Source organism: Jannaschia rubra (genome assembly GCF_001403735.1).
GTDB classification, from domain to species: domain Bacteria; phylum Pseudomonadota; class Alphaproteobacteria; order Rhodobacterales; family Rhodobacteraceae; genus Jannaschia; species Jannaschia rubra.
Genome location: NZ_CXPG01000009.1, coordinates 93,192 through 112,101, shown reverse-complemented (window position 1 = coordinate 112,101; position 18,910 = coordinate 93,192). Strand labels below are relative to the sequence as shown.

At 69.2% G+C, this 18,910-nt stretch carries 19 protein-coding genes and 1 tRNA gene; 11 read left to right on the top strand and 9 right to left on the bottom strand.

Annotation, left to right across the window (positions count from 1 at the left end; genetic code table 11):
* Positions 1 to 14 precede the first annotated feature (14 nt).
* The 6 genes from JAN5088_RS00825 to JAN5088_RS00800 all read right to left on the bottom strand — a co-directional run bounded on the left by JAN5088_RS00825 (position 15) and on the right by JAN5088_RS00800 (position 6,156).
* On the bottom strand, positions 15 to 1,685 hold the full coding sequence (locus JAN5088_RS00825) for a glycoside hydrolase family 13 protein (protein WP_055680900.1): 1,671 nt from the start codon (positions 1,683 to 1,685) through the stop codon (positions 15 to 17).
* Entirely contained in the window at positions 1,682 to 3,319 is a 1,638-nt protein-coding gene (locus JAN5088_RS00820; RefSeq protein WP_082429737.1) for an alpha-amylase family protein, read from the bottom strand. The genes JAN5088_RS00825 and JAN5088_RS00820 overlap by 4 nt, the downstream gene beginning before the upstream one ends.
* On the bottom strand, positions 3,319 to 4,290 hold the full coding sequence (locus JAN5088_RS00815; RefSeq protein ID WP_055680898.1) for a TIGR03885 family FMN-dependent LLM class oxidoreductase: 972 nt from the start codon (positions 4,288 to 4,290) through the stop codon (positions 3,319 to 3,321). The genes JAN5088_RS00820 and JAN5088_RS00815 overlap by 1 nt, the downstream gene beginning before the upstream one ends.
* 653 nt (positions 4,291 to 4,943) lie before the next feature.
* Positions 4,944 to 5,786, bottom strand: a complete 843-nt coding sequence (locus tag JAN5088_RS00810) for a phosphotransferase (RefSeq protein ID WP_055680897.1) — start codon at positions 5,784 to 5,786, stop codon at positions 4,944 to 4,946.
* A complete protein-coding gene (locus JAN5088_RS18790; RefSeq protein WP_055680896.1) occupies positions 5,773 to 5,973 on the bottom strand; it encodes a hypothetical protein in 201 nt (66 codons plus the stop codon). The genes JAN5088_RS00810 and JAN5088_RS18790 overlap by 14 nt, the downstream gene beginning before the upstream one ends.
* 106 nt (positions 5,974 to 6,079) lie before the next feature.
* Positions 6,080 to 6,156, bottom strand: a tRNA-Arg gene (locus JAN5088_RS00800).
* 89 nt (positions 6,157 to 6,245) lie between these two features.
* Here JAN5088_RS00800 and JAN5088_RS00795 point away from each other — a divergent pair.
* On the top strand, positions 6,246 to 7,274 hold the full coding sequence (locus JAN5088_RS00795) for a LacI family DNA-binding transcriptional regulator (RefSeq protein ID WP_233489682.1): 1,029 nt from the start codon (positions 6,246 to 6,248) through the stop codon (positions 7,272 to 7,274).
* A 467-nt stretch (positions 7,275 to 7,741) separates the two neighbouring features.
* On the opposite strand, the gene JAN5088_RS00790 is transcribed toward JAN5088_RS00795, so the two are convergent.
* Positions 7,742 to 8,611 carry a lysophospholipid acyltransferase family protein gene (locus JAN5088_RS00790; protein ID WP_055680894.1) on the bottom strand — a complete coding sequence of 290 codons (870 nt, stop codon included), beginning with the start codon at positions 8,609 to 8,611 and terminating at the stop codon, positions 7,742 to 7,744.
* Positions 8,612 to 8,750: 139 nt separating this feature from the next.
* Here JAN5088_RS00790 and JAN5088_RS00785 point away from each other — a divergent pair, with 139 nt between their 5' ends.
* The 6 genes from JAN5088_RS00785 (at position 8,751) to JAN5088_RS00760 (ending at position 12,830) form a co-directional block, all read left to right on the top strand.
* Positions 8,751 to 9,353, top strand: coding sequence for a lytic transglycosylase domain-containing protein (locus JAN5088_RS00785; protein WP_074962379.1), 603 nt, complete (start codon positions 8,751 to 8,753; stop codon positions 9,351 to 9,353).
* Between the two features lie 48 nt (positions 9,354 to 9,401).
* Positions 9,402 to 10,067, top strand: a complete 666-nt coding sequence (locus JAN5088_RS00780) for a lysophospholipid acyltransferase family protein (protein WP_055680893.1) — start codon at positions 9,402 to 9,404, stop codon at positions 10,065 to 10,067.
* Entirely contained in the window at positions 10,064 to 10,999 is a 936-nt protein-coding gene (locus tag JAN5088_RS00775) for a phosphatidate cytidylyltransferase (protein WP_055680892.1), read from the top strand. The genes JAN5088_RS00780 and JAN5088_RS00775 overlap by 4 nt, the downstream gene beginning before the upstream one ends.
* Positions 11,000 to 11,004: 5 nt before the next feature.
* Positions 11,005 to 11,361 carry a hypothetical protein gene (locus JAN5088_RS00770; RefSeq protein WP_199502135.1) on the top strand — a complete coding sequence of 119 codons (357 nt, stop codon included), beginning with the start codon at positions 11,005 to 11,007 and terminating at the stop codon, positions 11,359 to 11,361.
* The gene (locus JAN5088_RS00765; RefSeq protein ID WP_055680890.1) at positions 11,358 to 11,993 is read left to right on the top strand and encodes a CDP-alcohol phosphatidyltransferase family protein; all 636 of its coding nucleotides are present in this window, start codon (positions 11,358 to 11,360) and stop codon (positions 11,991 to 11,993) included. The genes JAN5088_RS00770 and JAN5088_RS00765 overlap by 4 nt, the downstream gene beginning before the upstream one ends.
* Before the next feature lie 87 nt (positions 11,994 to 12,080).
* A complete protein-coding gene (locus tag JAN5088_RS00760; protein ID WP_082429766.1) occupies positions 12,081 to 12,830 on the top strand; it encodes a CDP-alcohol phosphatidyltransferase family protein in 750 nt (249 codons plus the stop codon).
* On the opposite strand, the gene JAN5088_RS00755 is transcribed toward JAN5088_RS00760, so the two are convergent.
* Positions 12,730 to 13,629 (bottom strand): lysylphosphatidylglycerol synthase transmembrane domain-containing protein, encoded by a 900-nt coding sequence (locus JAN5088_RS00755; RefSeq protein ID WP_055680888.1) that lies wholly within the window; start codon positions 13,627 to 13,629, stop codon positions 12,730 to 12,732. The two genes, JAN5088_RS00760 and JAN5088_RS00755, sit on opposite strands and share 101 nt — an antisense overlap.
* Here JAN5088_RS00755 and JAN5088_RS00750 point away from each other — a divergent pair.
* Genes JAN5088_RS00750 through JAN5088_RS00735 form a run of 4 tightly spaced genes read left to right on the top strand, consistent with a single transcriptional unit; the run spans position 13,620 to position 18,267 of the window.
* The gene (locus tag JAN5088_RS00750) at positions 13,620 to 15,197 is read left to right on the top strand and encodes an alkaline phosphatase family protein (protein WP_074962381.1); all 1,578 of its coding nucleotides are present in this window, start codon (positions 13,620 to 13,622) and stop codon (positions 15,195 to 15,197) included. The genes JAN5088_RS00755 and JAN5088_RS00750 overlap by 10 nt on opposite strands.
* A 60-nt stretch (positions 15,198 to 15,257) precedes the next feature.
* Positions 15,258 to 16,547 (top strand): extracellular solute-binding protein, encoded by a 1,290-nt coding sequence (locus tag JAN5088_RS00745; RefSeq protein WP_055680886.1) that lies wholly within the window; start codon positions 15,258 to 15,260, stop codon positions 16,545 to 16,547.
* Complete coding sequence (locus JAN5088_RS00740) at positions 16,544 to 17,440, top strand: carbohydrate ABC transporter permease (protein WP_233489681.1); 897 nt, start codon at positions 16,544 to 16,546, stop codon at positions 17,438 to 17,440. Before JAN5088_RS00745 ends, JAN5088_RS00740 begins: the two co-directional genes overlap by 4 nt.
* On the top strand, positions 17,437 to 18,267 hold the full coding sequence (locus JAN5088_RS00735; RefSeq protein ID WP_055680884.1) for a carbohydrate ABC transporter permease: 831 nt from the start codon (positions 17,437 to 17,439) through the stop codon (positions 18,265 to 18,267). The genes JAN5088_RS00740 and JAN5088_RS00735 overlap by 4 nt, the downstream gene beginning before the upstream one ends.
* Here the strand turns inward: JAN5088_RS00735 and JAN5088_RS00730 are convergent.
* Positions 18,264 to 18,848, bottom strand: coding sequence for a YceI family protein (locus JAN5088_RS00730; RefSeq protein ID WP_055680883.1), 585 nt, complete (start codon positions 18,846 to 18,848; stop codon positions 18,264 to 18,266). The genes JAN5088_RS00735 and JAN5088_RS00730 overlap by 4 nt on opposite strands.
* Positions 18,849 to 18,910 lie beyond the last annotated feature (62 nt).

Genomic DNA, 18,910 nt, shown 5'->3' with positions numbered 1-18,910 from the left:
GATGGCGGCCCCGCTCAACCGGGGCCGCTCTCCCCGCCAGGGCCCATGACTGCAAAGGCTTCGTAGGGCGCAAGGTCCAGCGTCCCGCGGACCTGCGTCCGGGGCGTGACGTTCGCGCTCAGGCTCTCGCCCTCGACCTCCAGCCCCTTTGGCACCCGGAACGACACGGGCTGCGCGCAGAGGTTCACGACGACGGACAGGCGCTCTCCGTCCAACTCGCGCGCATAGGCCATCACCTGCGGATGACCTTCGGCATGGGCCACGAACTGCCCATGCGAGACGATGCGCCGATCGCGGCGCAACCCGATCAACCGGCGATAATGCGCGACGACGCCGTCCGGGTCCGCGCGGTCGGCCGCCACGTTGATCTCCGCATGGTTCGGGTTCACCCCGATCCAGGGCCTGCCGGTGGTGAAGCCGCCATTGGGTGCGTCGGACCATTGCATCGGCGTGCGCGCGTTGTCGCGTCCGTTGGCGTTCACCCCGGTCAGGAAATCCTCCAACTCCTCGCCCCGCGCCCGCGCCTCGGCCCAATGCCCGATGGCCTCGATGTCCCGGAACTCGTCCGGATCGGTGAAGCGGGTGTTGGTCATCCCGATCTCCTCGCCCTGATAGACGAAGGGCGTACCGCGCAGCAGATGGATCGCGGTGGCCAGCGCCTTGGCCGACCGCACCCGCCACTCGCCGTCGTCGCCATAGCGCGACACCTGCCGCGGCAGGTCGTGGTTCGACAGGAACAGCGCGTTCCATCCATCGTCGCGCAGCGCCTCCTGCCAGCGAAACAGCGTGCGCTTGAAGACCGGCAGGTCGAACGGGAGCGGGTCCCACTTGCCGCGTTCGGGGTGGTGAAAGGCGGTCACATGCTCGAACTGGAACACCATGTCCAACTCGTCCCGATCCCGCCCGCAATAGAGCAGCGCCGTCTCGGGCGTGACGCTCCAGGTCTCGCCCACGGTCAGGGTGTCGCGGCCACGGAAGGCGGCGTCGTGCATCTCGCGCAGGAAGGGGTGCAGGTCGGGGCCTTCCGCGAACACGCCGGCATCCGGATCCTTGCCGATCAGGTCGATCACGTCCAGCCGGAAGCCACCGATCCCCCGGTCCAGCCACCAGTTCATCATCTCGTGGATCGCCGCCCGCAGGTCCGGGTTCTGCCAGTCGAGATCCGGCTGCCCGGGGGCGAACTGATGGAAATAGTAGCGCCCCAACTCGGGCACCAGCGTCCACGCAGGTCCGCCGAAGACCGACCGCGCATCGGTGGGCGGCCCGCCGTCGGGGCCGGGATCGCGCCAGATGAAGTAGTCGTGCTCCGGCGCCGAGGGGTCGGCCACGGCCTTCAGAAACCAGTCGTGCCGGTCCGAGCAATGGTTCACCACGAGGTCCATCACGATGCGGATACCCCGCGCGCCCGCCTCGGCGATCAGGCGGTCCATGTCGTCCAGCGTGCCATAGGCTGGATCGATCGCGCGATAGTCCGAGATGTCATACCCCATGTCGACCTGCGGCGAGGCATAGACCGGCGACAGCCAGACGAACCCCACCCCCAGGTCGGCCAGATGGTCGAGGCGCGCGATGATCCCCGGAATGTCCCCAATTCCATCACCGTTGCTGTCCTGGAAACTGCGCGGATAAATCTGATAGCCGACGGCCTTCTGCCACCAGGGCACGTCCTGCCCGGCCCCGGTCATCGCCGCTCTCCACCGACGCGGAACCAGCGGTATCCGTTGGGTTCCAGCTCGATCGTGCCGCCGGGGGGGACGGGCTCCACCGTGTCCACGCTGGCGAGGAACGGCATCAGCCGCTCCTCGGCCTCGACGCTCATTTCCGCCTCCTCCCCACTCAGGTTGTGCAGCGTAACCACCGCCCCGCCCTGCCAGTCGCAGCGCAGCGCCAGCACCGCGTCGGGCGCGTCCAGCACCGTCCAGTCGCCCCAGCCGATCTCGGGCGCCGACCGTCGCGCGCGGATCGCCGCACGTACCCTTTCCAGTAGGGTGCCGGGCCGGTCCCGCTGCGCGGCGACATTGGTTTCGTGGAACCCCAGGGGCCCGTCCTCGACCACGGGGCGCACCAGATCGCCCTTGGTCCGACTGAACCCGCCGTTGCGCTCATCGGACCATTGCATCGGCGTGCGCACGGGCAGGCGCTCGGGCAGGTCCAGATCCTCGCCCATTCCGATCTCGTCGCCGTACCACATCACCGGCGTCCCCGGCAGCGCGAACAGCAGCGAATGCGCCAGCGCCAGCCGCGCCGGGTCGCCGTCCAGCATGGGTGCCAACCGCCGCCGCACGCCGCGGCCATAGATCCGCATTCCCTCCTCGGGGGCCAGCGCGGCGAAAGCCTCCTTCTGCTCCGCCTCGCTCAGCTTGTCGAGGCTCAGCTCATCGTGGTTTCGCAGGAACACGCCCCACTGCGCGTGGACGGGCATCGTGCCAGGCCGCGACCGCAGCGCCTCGATCAGGGGCGCCGCCGAACGGCGCACCAGCCCCAGCCACAATCGCTGGTTGAGGGGGAAGTCGAACACCATGTGCATCCGCTCGTCGCTGCCGAAGGCACGGCCGCCGAAATACTCGGGCACCGTCTCACGCTCCACATTGGCCTCCGCCAGCAGGATCGCGCCCGCCCGTCGCCATGACAGGAAATCGCGCATCTCCGACAACAAGAGCAGGGGATCGCGGTCCGGCTCCTCCTTCAGGCCCTTGTATTCGATAAGGAACGGCACCGCATCGACGCGGAACCCCTCGACCCCCATTTCCAGCCAGTATCCCATGATCCGCCGGATCTCGGCACGGACCTCCGGGTTGGCGATGTTGAGGTCGGCCTGATGCGCATAGAAGCGGTGCATGTACCAGGCACCGGTCTCCTCCGTCTGCGTCCAGACCGCCTCCTGCACGCCGGGAAAGATGATGCCCTCGGTGATGTCTTCGGGCTTTTCCTCCGACCAGACGTACCAGTCGCGATGCGGGCTGTCGCGGGAGGCGCGGGCCGACTTGAACCACGGATGGTCGATGGAGGTGTGGTTGCACACCAGATCGACCATCACCCGCATCCCCCGATCGGCCGCCGCTTTCGTGAACTCGACGAAGCGGCCGGGCGAGCCGAGCCGGGGATGGACACCGTAGAAATCGGTGATGTCATAACCGTTGTCGCGCATCGGCGACGGATAGAACGGGTTGAGCCACAGACACGTCACCCCCAACCCCTCCAGATGGTCCAGCCGGTCGGTCAGCCCCAAAAAGTCACCCGATCCGTCGCCGTCCGCGTCCATGAAGGTCTCGACGTCGAGACAGTAGATCACCGCGTTCTTGTACCACAGGTCGAGCATCACGCTTCCTTCAGTCGGGGCAGGACGCGGTCGCCGAAGGCGTCGATGAACGCCTCCTGGTTGGGCGCCACGTTGTGGATCATCACTTCGTCCGCGCCCATCTCGGCAAAGTCGCGGATATGGTCGGCCTGCGCATCCAGATCCTCGGACACGAAGACCGCCGACGCCACGTCCTCCGGGGTGACATGGCACGTGGCCTCTTGAAACTGGCGCGGGGTACGGATTTCCCAAGGCACGTCGCCCGGCAGAATATTGGTGCGCCATTCGCGCCAGGCCCCCTCCAGCGCGGCATCGCGCGTCTCGTCCCAGCCGATCTTGGCCTGCACGCAGACCGGCTTGCCCTCGCCGCCGCCTTCGCGGAACGCATCTATCACCGCGCGGGTCCGCGACCGGTCGGCCGCGCCCACGGTGATCAGCCCGTCGGCCCAGGTGCCGCACCACCGCGCCGTCGCCTCGCTCACCGCGGCGCCGATCGCCAGGGGCGGCACCTCGGGGCGGGAATAGAGCCGCGCTCCCTCGACCGTGACGCGACCCCGATGCGTCACCGTCTCCCCAGCCCAGAGCGCACGCATCACCTCGACGCATTCCAGAAGATGCGCGTTGCGCGCGTCCTTGGCGGGCCAGTTCACCCCCGCGATCCCCTCGTTGAGAAGCTGTCCGGACCCCAGCGCCATCCACAACCGTTCGGGATACATCGCCGACAATGTGGCCCCCGCCTGGGCCAGGATAGCCGGATGATACCGCCATCCGGGGCAGGATACGGTGCGAAACGACAGCGACGTCGCCTCCATCGCCGCACCCAGCCACGACCAGACGAACCCCGACTGACCCTGCTCCGCCTCCGACCAAGGGTGGAAATGGTCCGAGGCCGAGGCCACGCGGAACCCGGCCGCGTCGGCCCGCTTCGCCAAAGACAGCAGGCGCGCGGGTGCGAACTGCTCATGGCTGTTGTGATAGCCGTAGACGGTCATGGAACGCGCGCGGCCGATGCGGGTCCGACCCCCCGATCCGTGCGGGGTGCGACCGGGATCAGCCGGTCCCTGCCGTCACATCGACGTGGTAGCGCGCTGCAGCACTTCAAACGCGTGATCCCCCTTGGTGCATGACCGGACAATCGCCAACACGCGGATTGCGGAGGATGTTCCCCAGAGCGACAAAGGGCCGGTCGTTCGGCTTACGCGTTCGACAGGATTCCTGCGCAGACTTTGGCACAGTCGATCACGGGCGCAGGAGATGGACGCACGGCGCGCTGATCTTCCGAAGCTCGCCCGGAACCGAGGCCTGCCCGATGCTCGTCTTATGGGGCAGGACGGGCGAAGCAGGTGCCAGGTCAGGCTCCATGACTGATGCGCCCGTTATCCGGCGGTGCACCGACTGCAGACCTGCCGAGCCCCGCCCGCGCGGCATATGAGAACCGTAGGTCCGGCGTCCCCCGCTCCGCCGGGCAGTTCCGATTGGCCGATCGTAACCCAGCCGCCAGCCCAGACGCCCGGTGACGGTATTTTCTCGGATCGTTCTTTCCGGATCAGCGGGCGCCATCGTCCCTCCTCATTCCGTCAACGGGTGCGGTCGATATTTGTCCCATGGACGTTGGGAAACGCCCCACCCGCAATGATCAGTCATTTCAGCCGCACAAAACGAAGGTCACCCTTGGGCGAACGCGCGTTCGGCGATCGGGAGCAGACGGTCCAATGTCCGCTGCTTGGCTGCGGTGCGCCGACCCGGATCGGCCGGGACGTGCAGCCAGGCGGACAGGATCTTGACGTAGACAAGGAAGCCCACGCTCGGGTCGTCCGCGCCGACCACGCCATAGCCATCGAAGAACGCTGCCAATACCCAGGCTGGGATCACCCCCGCCCGCGGGGATCTCGGACGGGGCGACGAACAGGCTGACGTGGTCGAACAGGAGCTTGGCGATGTCGTGAACCACGGGCGCGGGATCTGCCTTGGAGACTTCGAGGCCCCAGACGGTCCGGTCCGACGGGATCAGGTTGCGCATGTGCAGGTCCCCATGTTTGGCACAGGATGCCGTTTGTCCGCCGTCGAAGCGGGGCGCGATCGCCTCCAGCATCCGAACGCCCCGCAGGAAAACGTCGGAATGGGGGACGGAGCGGTCGCCGCGCTCGATCTCGTCCCGCAGGCGGCGGAACCAGCGCAGCGTGAATTTCGGGCGAAACGGCCGGCGCGCATCGAGTTGGTCACCGTGAAACCGGTCGAGCCATGTCCCCGCCCGGCGAAGCAGCGCGGCCTGCGCCGCCGGATCGTCCCGCGACGCACGCATCAGATTCGACATGATTTCGCCCGACGCGTATTCCAGCAGGCACGCCCGGCGTTCCACGTCGAGATGGATCGGCCGGGGGACGTTCAGGCGGTCATCCCAGCGGCAGGCGGCCCTGACCGTTCGAAGCATGTGATACTGCGCCGCGAACCCTTCGGATGCATCCGGCCGAAGCTCATGCTTGACCACAACCGACCGTCCGTCCGTCGCGATGCGTGGCACAGAGGACGATCCGGGCGATATCGGGGTCGTCGCGCCGCGACAGGACCGAGAGCGTCCAGCACGTCGGATCGTATCCCGGATCGTCGCAGATCCCCGTCCATGCGGTCAGGGCCGAGGCATCGAGATCGCTGAACAGGGTTTGCAAGGTCCGCATGGGAGCGACGCTAGAGAACCAGGAAAGCGCCGTGAACGGATCGACGTCATTGATCGGGCCACGTCAGGCCCTTTCGGCATTCGCGACCAGACGGCCAGGGGGAAACTGGTGATCCCGGCAGGACTTGAACCTGCAACCTATCCCTTAGGAGGGGATTGCTCTATCCAGTTGAGCCACGGGACCACGGTTCTGCCATAGCGCCGCGCGGGCCTGCTTGTCCACAGGGGGCCGTGCGCGCTATCAGCGAGCGAATGTTCCCGGGGGAGGTCCGATTGACCCGCAGCAACACCCGCCACCACCACCTGACCCTCCGTGACGTCTCCGAAGCCTCGGGCGTGAGCGAGATGACCGTCAGCCGGGTTCTCCGCAACCGCGGCGACGTCAGCGAAAAGACCCGTGTGCGGGTGATGGAGGCGGCCCGGCGGCTCGGCTATGTTCCCAACAAGATCGCGGGCGCGCTGGCATCGAACCGGGTCAACCTCGTGGCCGTCATCGTGCCCAGCCTGTCGAACCTCGTCTTTCCCGAGATGCTGGCCGGCGTGGACGAGGTGTTGGCCGACACCGGCCTGCAACCCGTGATCGGTGCCACCAACTACGACCCGGAGAAGGAGGAGAAGGTCCTGTTCGAGATGCTGTCCTGGCGACCCTCCGGCGTCATCATCGCGGGTCTCGAACACTCCGATGCGAGCCGCGCGATGCTGGCCAACTGCGGCGTGCCCGTGGTCGAGGTGATGGACGTGGACGGCGATCCCGTCGATGCCGCCGTGGGCATCAGCCACTGGCGCGCGGGCTATCAGGTGGGCACCGAGATCGCGGCGCGGGGCTATGGACGCGTGGGCGTGCTGGGTACGAAGATGGACGGCGATCACCGCGCCCGCAAGCGGATCGAGGGGCTGGAGCGGGCCTTGCAGGAGAACGGGATCGCCCTGGCCGACCAGATGGCCTATTCCGGTTGGTCCGGCTTCGCCAAGGGGCGTGAGATGACGCAGGCCATGCTGGACCGCACACCCGACCTGGATTTCCTGTTCTACACCAATGACCTGACCGGGGCGGGCGGGCTGCTCTATGCGTTGGAACGCGGCCTCGATGTGGGGGGCGACCTGGGGCTCGCCGGGTTCAACGCCTTCGCGCTTCTCGACGGGCTGCCGCGAAAGCTCGCCACCGTGGACAGCCGCCGGCGGGAGGCCGGGCAGGTCGCGGCGCGCATCGTCGCGGGGCTGCATGACTTCGCCGATGGCGAGCGGCGGGTCGAACTCGTGCCCACTTTCCTGCCGGGTGACACGATGCGGCCGAAGCCCTGATACGGCCGTGACGCTCCGACCTCGTGAAGACCGCGGCGACATGTTCTTGTCGACCGGCACCTGGGCAAAGAAGGTGCGTTCCACAGGAGGTTCCGGGGGGCGCCCACGACGTCGACCCGGATTTCGCGCATATGGTCGAGACGGATGTAGCGCTGTAACGGCAGGTCCGGAACCGTAAGCCCGACAATCACGAAATGCCACAGGTTCGGCTCGCCGCATTTACCGCCGCAAAGGTCGTTTAGGGCAGGCTCGAAGCGCGCGTGCGCGGATCGAGCGGTCCAATGCGCGGCTGTCGGGATCGGCGATGAAACTGCCCTCGACGACATTCCGGTTCGACGGAACGCGCCGACCGTCCTCTAGATCCTGCCACGCGGCGGCTGGGCAAGTCCCCCTTTGCGGTCGTCGGCGCGGCGAACCGGCCCCTTGGGCGTGCGCCATCCGTCTGGCGCTTGGCGGTGAACGGAGCGTCAGCGCGGACGCCGCTTTCCATAGGGCTTCCAGCGGCGGTGCAGCCAGTGCCACTGCGCGGGATGGCGCGTCACCCACCACGACAGCCGGTCGTTGAAGGCATGCATCATCGTGGCGGCGTCGGTGTGGGGGATCGGCTCCTCGAAGACGACGCGCAGGCCGGTATCGCCTTCGGGTGCGAAGGCAGGCACCAGCGGCAGGTCGTAGCGCAGCGCAAGCTCCGCCGCCGCGAGCGAGGTCCTGGCGGGATGGCCGAGGAACGGCAGCACCTCGCCGTCGGAGACGTGCTGATCTGGCAGAAGCGCCATGAAGCCGCCCGACCGGATGTGGCCCAGCATCTGGCGGTAGCCCGACCGCCCCTTGGGAATGATGGGCGCCCCGCCCCGCTCGATGCCGGCACGGAAGATCGGCTCGTAGAAGGGGTTGTTGTTGGGGCGGTAGATGGCGCCCGTCTCCATGCCCTCGCGGCGCAGGACGTGGCGGATCGCCTCCCACTGGCCGAAGTGGCCGGAAACGACGATGGCCCCGCGCCCCGCCGCGCGCGCATCGCGCAGCGCCCGAAGACCCGGACCTTCGGGGTCGAGATCGGCCACCTCGGCCGCGAAATCGTCGTTGAACCAGATGCCGGTCAGGGTGCGCCCCACGTTGCGCGCGGCTTGCGCCAGGATCGCGTCGCGCTCCGCCTGCGGCCGATCGGGCCAGACCAGCGCCAGGTTTCGCGCGGCCCGCCGTCGCAGCGGCGACAGGCGCACGACCCATTCGGTGACAAAGCCCAGCACCCGGCGCCGCGCGGCCAGCGGCAGCACGGATACCAGCAGCAGGAGCGCGCGCAGGGCCAGGGCCTGGAGGCGGTAGAGCAGGGTTTCCATGGCTCCGGGGTGCCGCAAGGCGGCCGCGCTGACAAGACGCGATGGGCGGATGGCTGCCGACGCGGAACGCCGGACTGTGCGGATCGACGCGCCGACGGTAACGACGTTGCAAAAATCAAGATGCCGAGGGATGCCCCCAATGTTCCGATTCCTTCTGCCGCTGGTCTTCGTGCTGGCGGCCTGCGCCTCGACCGCGCCCGACGCCACCCGCACCGCGCCGCCGACCGTGCCGCTCTACCCCGGCGAGACGCCCGCCGTCCGCAGCCTGGTGAACAAGTGGGCCGATGCCTATTCCATCCCCCGCAGCCTGCTGCACCGCGTGATCCAGCGCGAAAGCGACTATCGCCCCGGCGCGCGCAACGGCCCCTACTGGGGGATGATGCAGATCCTGCCCGCCACGGCGCGGGGCGTGAATTTCCGCGGCGAGCCGGCGGAGCTTCTGGATGCGGAAACGCACCTGAAATACGCTACCCGCTATCTGCGCGGCGCCTGGATCCTTTCGGGCGGCGACGAGCACGAGGCGATGATGTGGTATGCCAAGGGCTACTACTACGAGGCCAAGCGCCAGGGCCTGCTCTACGAGACCGGGCTGCGCGGCGGGATGTGGAGCAAGTACGACGCCGGCTCCGCCCCCATGGTGCCGATCGACGCGAAGGGCCGCGTCGTGACGCAGCTGGCCGAAGCCGAGTGTGTCCCCGCTGCCGGTCCGGCGAGACTTCTAGGTGGGCGCACCTGTTCCTGACGCGGGGGCATCGCTAGGGTCCGGCCGGATGACCGACCGGACCATGACATGCGCGACACCCTGACCCACCTCGCCGCCGCCGCCACGGCGGGCGCCATCGAAGTGCTCGCCCGCCTCGTCACGGCCGTGCGCGCCGACTGGGACGGTGTGGAGCCTGTCCCCGGCAGGCGCGTCTATTACGCCAACCATTGCAGCAACGGCGATTTCGTCCTGATCTGGACGATCCTGCCGCATCGCCTGCGCCGCGACGTGCGGCCGGTGGCCGGGGCGGACTACTGGCTGTCCTCGCCGCTCAAGCGGTTCATCGGGCGGCATGTGTTCAACGCCGTCCTGATCGACCGCACCGGCACCGGCCCGCGCAAGGCGCCAGTCGAGCAGATGGCCGAGGCGCTGGACCGCGGGTCGTCGCTGATCCTGTTTCCCGAAGGCACGCGAAACCTGACCGAACGGCCGCTGCTGAACTTCAAGTCGGGTCTCTATCACCTGGCCCTCGCACGGCCGGAGGTGGATCTGGTCCCCGTCTGGATCGAGAACCTGAACCGGGTCATGCCCAAGGGCGAGATCGTGCCCATCCCCCTGCTCTGCCGGGTACGGCTGGGCGCGCCGGTGCGGCTCACGCCGAGCGAGGGCAAGGACGCCTTCCTGTCCCGATCGCGCGAGGCTCTGCTGGCGCTCGCGCCCGAGACCGCATCGACGTCGAAGACGCCCGCATGATCCCCGACCTGATCGTCCTTCTGGCTTGGATCGGCGGCCTTCTGGTCGTGGCGACCTTGATCGGCCACGTCCTGCAACGCCGCCTGTCGCCCGACGGCCGAAACGAGGGTGTCGAGAACCTGGTGGCCCGCATCCGGGCCTGGTGGGTCATGGCCATCCTGATCGCGCTGGCCTTCCTGGCCGGGCGGACGGGCGTGGTGATCCTGTTCGCGCTGTGCAGTTTCGCGGCGTTGCGCGAATTCGTCACGCTGACCAACGCGCGGCGGGCCGACCATTGGACGCTGGCCATCGCCTTCTTCGTGGTCATCCCGCTGCAATACTGGCTGGTCTGGGCGGGGGAATACGGCATCTATTCCATCTTCATCCCCGTCTATGCCTTCCTTCTGGGTCCCATCGTCTCGGCCCTGCGGTGCGAGACGACGAACTTCCTGGTGCGCGTCGCGGAGATCCAGTGGGCGCTGATGATCGCGGTCTTCTGCGCGAGCCATGTGCCCGCGCTCCTGACGCTGGACATCCCCGGACACGAGGGACGCGGCGTCCTGCTGATCGCCTTCCTCATCGTGGTGGTGCAGATGTCGGACGTGCTGCAATACGTCTGGGGCAAGCTGATAGGCCGCCGCAGGATCGCGCCCCGTCTGTCGCCCAGCAAGACGGTCGAGGGGTTCGCGGGCGGCGTCCTGTCGGCCACGGCGATCGGGGCGATGCTCTACTGGATCACGCCCTTCACGCCGCTTCAGGCGGCGGTCATGGCCTTCGTCATCGCCATCATGGGCTTCTTCGGCGGGCTGGTCATGTCGGCCATCAAGCGCGACCGGGGGGTCAAGGACTGGGGCCACACGATCGAAGGGCACGGCGGGTTCATCGACCGGCTGGATTCGGTGGTCTTCTCGGCGCCGATCTTCTTTCACCTGACCCGCTACTGGTGGACATGAGGGGGATGCTCGGCTCCACCCCGCTGCGCATGGCGGTGGCCTTCGTGCTGATGTGGGGCTGGGCGGTGCTGGCGACCCGCATCCACCCCATGCCCGCGCCGATGATCGCGGTGCCGACGCAAGGGGCGCTGTCGGCGGCGCTGACCGCGGGCCTGAAGCGCGGGGTCGAGGCGCTGTCGCGGCACATCGGCGGGTCGCTTCTTCCCGCGCTGGCGGCGCTGGCGGCGTCGGCCACGCTTCTGGTCGCCGCGCATCTGGTCGCGGGCACGCCCGAGTCGGCGGCCACCGTGGCCATGCCGCTCGCCGTCTCGGGCAGCTATGTCCTCCTCTTCAGCTACCTCAACGACCGGAGACGCGCATGACCGGCACGAAGAACCGCCGCCCCCTGACGAGCCGCGACACCGGCTGGGCGCGCGCCGTCACCCGAAGGCTGGCCGAGACGCGGATCACCCCCGACCAGGTCTCGGCTTTCAGCGTCGTGGCGGCGGTGCTGGCCGGATTGTCGCTGGCCGCGGTGGCCTGGGCGGACGGGGGATGGGCCATCGCCGCGCTGCTCATCGGGGGGGCGATGGTGCAGCTCCGGCTGCTCTGCAACCTGTTCGACGGGATGCTGGCGGTCGAGGCGGGGCGCGGCGGACCGGCGGGCGCCTTCTGGAACGAGGTGCCGGACCGTCCCGCCGACATCGCCATCCTGGTCGGCATGGGTATGGGCGCGGGCGAGCCCTGGCTGGGATGGGCCGCGGCGGTGCTGGCCGTCTTCGTGGCCTACCTGCGCGCCTTCGGCGTGTCGCTCGGGCAGGCGGCGGACTATCGCGGCCCGATGGCCAAGCAGCACCGCATGGCGGCCGTGACGGTTGCGGCGGTGGGCGCGGCGGTCCTGTCGCCCTGGGTCGCGCCGGGCGCCGTGCTGGCCGTCGCGCTCTGGGTCATCGTCGCAGGCTCCACGGTGACGGCGCTGCGCCGGGGCAGGACGGTCCATGACCGCCTGCTCTGACCGCGCTGCCCCCTTGCCGGGGCGGACCCGTTCACAATATTGACGGACATGTCCGTCTCCTATCATCCCTCAGCCGGTGCGCGTCGCATGGCGCTCGCTCTGGCGCCCGCGGTGATCCTCTGCGGTTGGTTCGTGGCGGGCGGTGTCTCGGGCGCGGTGATGGCCGGGATGCTATGGGGCGGGGTCATGGCAGCGGTTCGGACGTTCCTGCCAGCGTACCACCCCCATCGGCGGTTCGGCGCGGCCAACGGCGTCACGACGCTGCGGGCGGCGGGCGTGGCCGTACTGGCGGCTGCCACGCTGCACGGGCCGGGCGGTCCGTTCGACGGCTGGCCGCTGGTGGCGGCGGTCGCGGCGCTTCTGGCGCTCGACGGGGTGGACGGGACGCTGGCGCGGCGCACGGGCCTCGCCTCGCGGTTCGGCGCGCGTTTCGACATGGAGGTTGATGCGGCATTCGCGCTGGTGCTGACGCTGCTTCTGTGGCGGACGCAGGGGATGGGGGCGTGGGTCCTGCTCCTCGGCCTGCCGCGCTATGCCTTCGTCCTGGCAGGGCGGATCGTCCCTTCGCTGACGCGCGATCTGCCGCCGTCCTGGGCGCGCAAGGCCGTCTGCGTGCAGCAGATCGCGACGCTCTGCCTGTTGTTCGTGCCCGGCTTGCCGCAGGAATGGGCGTTCTGGCTGGGGGGCGCGGCTGTAGCGACGCTGGCCTGGTCCTTCGGGCGCGACATCCTGTGGCTCAGGCGGGCCGCGACCACAGGAACATCGCGCCCGGCAGCGCCCCCGCAAGGCACACCAGTCCATAGAGCGCCGCCGCCGCGACCCCGTCCGCAGCCATGAGCCCGGCGAGCGGCCAGAGCGCCGCCGCCGCCCCCTCCCTCAGGCCCCAGCCGCCGACCGAGAGCGGCAGGGTCATCGCCAGGAGCGTCAGCGGCACGACCGTCAGTGCCGCTCCCAGGGGCAGCTCATGCCCCAGGGCACGGGCGCAGAGGATGAAAACTGCGACGTAACTGGCCGCGATGGCAGGCGACAGGACGACCTGCGCCCGCCACGCGCCGTCGGCCACCCAGGCCCGATGCAGCAGGCCCCGCACCCCGCCCCCGGCGCGGCGCGCGCCAAGGACGGCACCGCCCGCGCCGCCTGCCGCCGCGACCGCCCCGGCGACAGCGACCCACACCGGCGCGCCCAGCATGAGCGGCGACAGGGCGAGGCCCAGCGACGCGAGCAGCCACATGGCGATCTGGCCCGCCAGACGCTCCACCACGACCGGGGCGGCGGCGGCGCGCCAGCCGTCGGCGTCCCGACCCCGTGCGATGCGCGCGGCATCGCCGGCGACCCCACCCGGCAGCGTCATGTTGAGAAGCCCCGCGACGTAGTACTCGCGCACCGCCCGCCCCATCCTCAGCGGACGGCCGAGGGCCTCTGCCGTCAGCCGCCAACGCCAGGCCGAAGCGATGGTCTGCGCCTGTACCCCAAGGATCGCCAGTGCGACCCATCCCGGTTGCGCCGCGACGAGACGGCGGAGTATCGTCGCGCCGTCCAGCCAGACCCAGAGCAAGGCCAGAACCGCGACAGACAGGGTCAGGCGCAGCGCGGCCCCGATCCGCCCGGACAGGAAGGAACCCCTATATGACGCCATCGCCCCGCACCCCGCCGCGCCTCTGGGCGGGTGCCGTGCTCGCCGTGGTCCTGTTGCAAGCGGTGCTGCGGTTTCCGGGCCGGCCAAGGGACATGGGGATCGGGACCTTCCTTCTGCTGCCCATCGAACTTCCGATCATCCTTCTTGCGCTCCTGATCCTGCGCGCCTGGTGGCTGCGGGCGGCGGTCGTCACGGGAGCCACGGGGGTTCTGATCCTGCGGATCGCGGACATCGGCACCTTCCAGGCCTTCAGCCGCCCGTTCAACCCCGCGCTGGACCTGCATCTGCTGGTATCGGGTTGGGACCTGTTGTCCAGCAGCATCGGCCGGGCGCAGGCGCTCGCGCTGATCGCGGCGGCCGTGTTGGCGGTCGGGGCGGTCGCGGCGGCTCTGTGGTGGGCGCTCTCGGCGCTGGTGCGGCTGCGCGGCGTGGCGAGGCGGGCTGCGGTGGCGGTGTCGGCGCTGCTGCTGGTTGCGGGGTTGGCCGGCCTTGCGGTGCCCCGCGCGCCCGTCACGGCCGACCTGATACCCGAGACGGCCCGGCGCCTGGGCCGCATGACCGACGCCGTTCGCGACCTGCGCGCCTTCGCGGCTGAGTTGCCGCAGGACGACGTGGGCCAGCCGGGGTTCGCGGCGCTGCGCGGGCGCGACGTCATCGTGGTTTTCGTGGAATCCTACGGCCGGTCCTTTGTCGAGGATGCGCCCTTTGCTCCTGCCGCGCAGGACCGGCTGCGTGCCGTCGAGGCGCGGCTGGCGGAGGCGGGCTGGCACGCGCGGAGTGGCTGGCTCACGGCGGCCTCGCGCGGGGGGCAGAGCTGGCTGAACCACGGCACCTTCCTGTCGGGGCTCTGGGTGGACGGGCAGGCGCGCTACGACCGGCTGATGACGTCGGAGCGTCGATCGCTCAACCGGCTGTTCGGCCAAGCGGGCTGGCGGACGGGGGCGGTGATGCCCGCGATCACGCTCGACTGGCCCGAGGCCGCCTGGTTCGGATACGACGTGACGCTGGACGCGGCCGGGCTGGGCTATCGCGGGCAGCCCTTCGAATGGGTCACGATGCCGGACCAGTATACATTGACGGCGCTCGACGACCGGCTGCGCGGCACGGAGCGGGTAATGGTGGAGGCCGCGCTCATCACCTCGCACGCGCCCTGGACCCCCCTGCCCCGCATCCTGCCGTGGGAGGAGATCGGCGACGGATCGGTCTTCGACGGCAGCCACCGCGACGGCGACACACCGCGCGAGGTCTGGGCCGACCCGGACCGCATCCGCACGCAATATGCGCTCGCGCTCGACTACAGCCTGGAGGTCATCGGCCAGTGGGTTGCGCGACAGCCGGAGGACGCGCTGATCGTGGTGCTGGGCGACCACCAGCCGGCGCAGCTTCTGACCGGGCCCGACGCGACGGCCGACGTTCCGATCCATGTCATGTCGCGCGACGCGGCACTGCTCGACCGCTTGCCGGACAACATCTTCGGCCCAGGCATGATCCCCTCGCCAGACCGCCCGGCGCAGCGGATGGACGCGATGCGCGCCGTCTTCGCCACAGAGTTCGAGGATGCCGGATGAGGTGGCCCCTTGGCAGGGAATATCCTGCGCCTATCATTGCCTGAACCCCGGAGGTTGCCCATGATCCGACCGATCCTCGCCGCGCTGGTCGCGCTGACGCCCGCCCTGCCCGCCGTGGCGCAGGACCTCATCACCCGCAACCGCGTCGGCCCGGAGGATGCGGAGAAGTCGCTGAGCTTCCGCCTGACGGCGTTCGACCTCTACAGTTCCGACCCGGCGACGCGCGAGGGGTTCGAGGCGCTGTTCACCGATTTCATCGAGGCGCATCCCGGCTGGCGGATCGACACGCAGCTGTCGACCGGCAACATCGGGCAGGAACAGGCGCGCCTGCTTCAGCAGACGCAGGCCGGGCGTGGGCCCGATTGCGCCATGATCGATAGCAGCCAGATCGCGCTGTTCCGCGACACCGGCGTGTTGCAGCCGATGAACGCGGTCTTCGACGCGGCGGCCGTGGACGACCTGTTTCCCTATGTTCGCGACGCGGTGATCGACGCCGAGGGCAACGTGCTGGCCTGGTGGTGGTTCACGGACCTGCGCGTCCTCTACCGCGACACGCGGTTGGTGCCCGAAGCGCCGCAAACCTGGGAGGAGGCGCAAGCCGCCGGGCTGGCGGCGGCCGGGCAGGGCAGCGAGGGCTTCCTGTTCAACGGCGGCCGTTGGGAAGGCACGGCCTTCGACTGGCTGGCGAATTTCTGGGCGCAGGGCGGGCGGCTGGTCGATGACGCCGGCGCGCCGGTCTTCGCCGAAGGAGACAACCGAGCGCGGATGCTGATCGCGCTGGAGTATGTGAAGGGACTGGTGGACAGCGGTGCGGCGCCGTCGCGGGTAACGGCGATCACCGACTACGACGCCTTCAACGCCGCCGCGGCCGCCGGATCGGCCGCGATGTTCGTGGGCGGAAACTGGCAATACGGACAGTTGCGCCAGACCCTGCCGCCCGAAGATTTCGCCGCCTGGGAGGTGTCGGAACTGCCCGGCCCGACGGCGGATCAGCGCGCGACCGGCGCGGGCGGCTGGTCCATCGGCGCGCTGAGCGACGACCCCGAGAAGATAGAGATGTGCGCCCTGATCGCGCGCGACATCTATGCGGGCGCGGGCAATGCGTTGCAGGGGCTTCTGCCCACCTCGGCGGGCATCTACGACGACTACGACGTCTATGCCGGGCCCGAATACGACCTGTTCGCCGCGGCATTGGAGAACGGCCGGGCACGTCCGGGGGCGGCGATCTATCCCGAGATCAGCAACCAGATCCAGATCATGCTGGGCGACGTCCTGTCGGGCAGCGCGACCCCGGAGGAGGCGCTGGACGCCGCCGCCACCGCCGTGCAGGCGGCCTACGACCGCCGTTGAGGCGGGCCAGCCCCACGCCGGGCGACGCCCCGGCCCTGCCCTGGCTGATGCCCGCGCTGGCGATGCTGGCACTGTTCTACGCGGTTCCCGTCCTTGACGTGCTGCGGCTGGCGTTCAGCGACGCGACGCTGATCCGGCCCGCGACCGAAGTCTCCACGCGCGCGGTCGCGGCCGTCCTGTCGAACCCGGCCCTGCCGCAGGTGCTTGGCACGACTGCCCTGTTTACGCTGGCCAGCGTCATCGCGTTGCAGGGGGTGGGGCTTGCCATCGCGCTCCTGATCGTGCGGGGGGAGCGCCGGGGACTGCGCGGGATGACGGCGCTCCGGACGCTGGTGCTGGCGGCGTGGGTCGTGCCGGGCATCGCCAACGGTCTGATCTGGCAGATCCTGTTCTCGGAGGCGCCCTACGGCGGGCTCAACAGTCTGCTCGGAAGTGTGGGGCTGGGGCCGGTGGCCTGGCTCTCGGACCCGCAGATGGCGCTGGTCTCGGCGGTGATCGCGAACACCTGGCAGGGGGCGGCGTTTTCCATGATCGTCTTCTATGCCGCGCTGCGGGCCATCGACCCCGTGATCTACGAGGCGGCCGAGGTGGACGGTGCGCGCGCCTTCACCGTGCTGACGCGCATCACCTTGCCCCTGTTGCGCGGTGCGGTGCTGGTCAATTCGGTGCTGGTGACGGTGCAGACCCTCAACACCTTCGACGCGATCCTGGCCCTGACCGGGGGCGGCCCGGGTCGGGCAACGGAGGTGCTGGCGCTCTTCACCTTCAACACCGTCTTCTACAACCTCGACCTGGCCGGGGGCAGCGCGCTGGCGATCCTGCTGTTCGCGCTCGCCATGGCGCTGGCGCTGGTGCTTTGGGTGACGCTGGGGCGGCGGGACATGCGGGCATGACCGGAAGGGCCGGCGATGCGCTGACTTACATGGGCGCGGCACTGGTCGCCGTCTTCTTCGCCGCGCCCTTCGTCTGGTTGCTGAGCCTGTCGCTGCGCACCCCGGCGGAGGTCTATCTGGGTGCTTCCCGCCTGATCCCCGAGGCGCCGACGTGGGGCAACTTCGCCACCATCCTGCGCGACCCGGCCTTTGCCATCTACTTGTGGAATGGGGTCAAGCTGGCGGCATCGGGCGCTGCGTTGGCCGTCGTGCTGGCGGTGCCTGCGGGATACGCCTGTTCGCGCATCGACTTCCGCGCGAAACCGGCGGTGATGCTGGGTATCCTCGCGGTGCAGATGGTGTCGCCCCTGGTCATCCTCATTCCGCTCTACGCATGGATCGACCGGATCGGCCTTCTGGACACCGACCTCGCCGTGATCGCCGTCTATGGCGCCATTGGCCTGCCCTTGTCAGTCTGGCTTCTGAAGGCAAGCTTCGACGCCATCCCCATCGAGATCGAGGAGGTGGCCGCCATCGACGGCGCGTCGCGCGCGCAGATCCTCACGCGGATCACCCTGCCGCTGGCAGCCCCCGGCCTCGCCTCGGCCTTCATTTTGACGATGATCATGAACTGGTCGCAGTTCCTCGTGCCCTTCATCCTGCTGGAGAGCGATGCGAACTGGCCGATTTCGGTAGCGATCTTCAACTTCGCCGGTTCCACCAGCGCGTCGACGACGCAGATCCTGGCTGCCGCCTGCATCGTCGCGGTGATCCCGGCGGTGGCGGTCTTCGTCGCGTTGCAACGAATAATCGTCTCGGCCCTGATCGACGGGGCGGTGAAGGGCTAGTCCTGCCGGATTGCTTCGGTCGAGATGGTGATCGCCACCTCGTCGCCCACCAGCCCGTTGGCCACCCCGTAGTCCATCCCCCAGTCCGAACGCATCAGGCTGCCGGAGGCCGAGAGGCCCAGCGTGAACTTCTGGTGCCCGAAGGGATAGACCTCGGCCTTGTTGAGCGTGACGTCGAGCGTCAAGGGGTGCGTCAGGCCGAGCAGGGTCAGATCGCCCGTCACGGTGCCGGTCGTCTCGCCGGTGGGCGTGCCGCCGTCGGCGGTGAAGGTCATGGCGGGGTGATCGGCGACGGCGAGGAAATCGCCCTTTTGGACGTGCTCATCGCGGGCGTCGTCGAAGGTGTCGACGCTGGCGGTCTCGACCGTGATCTCGACGTCGCTCAATTCGCGTGTCTCGTCATCCCAGGTGAAGCCGCCCGAGACCTCGCCGAAGATGCCCAGAACCTGTGAATAGCCGACGTGGTCCACCATGAAGGAGACGACGGTATGCGCAGGGTCGAGCTCATAGCGCGCGGGCTCAGCCAAGGCCGCACCGGCACCGGGCATCAAGACAAGGGCGAGGATCAGGGATCTGGTCATTCCGGCACTCCTTTGATCGAGGAGTGTAGCGCGATGGCCCCGATCCGTCGATGCCGTGCACC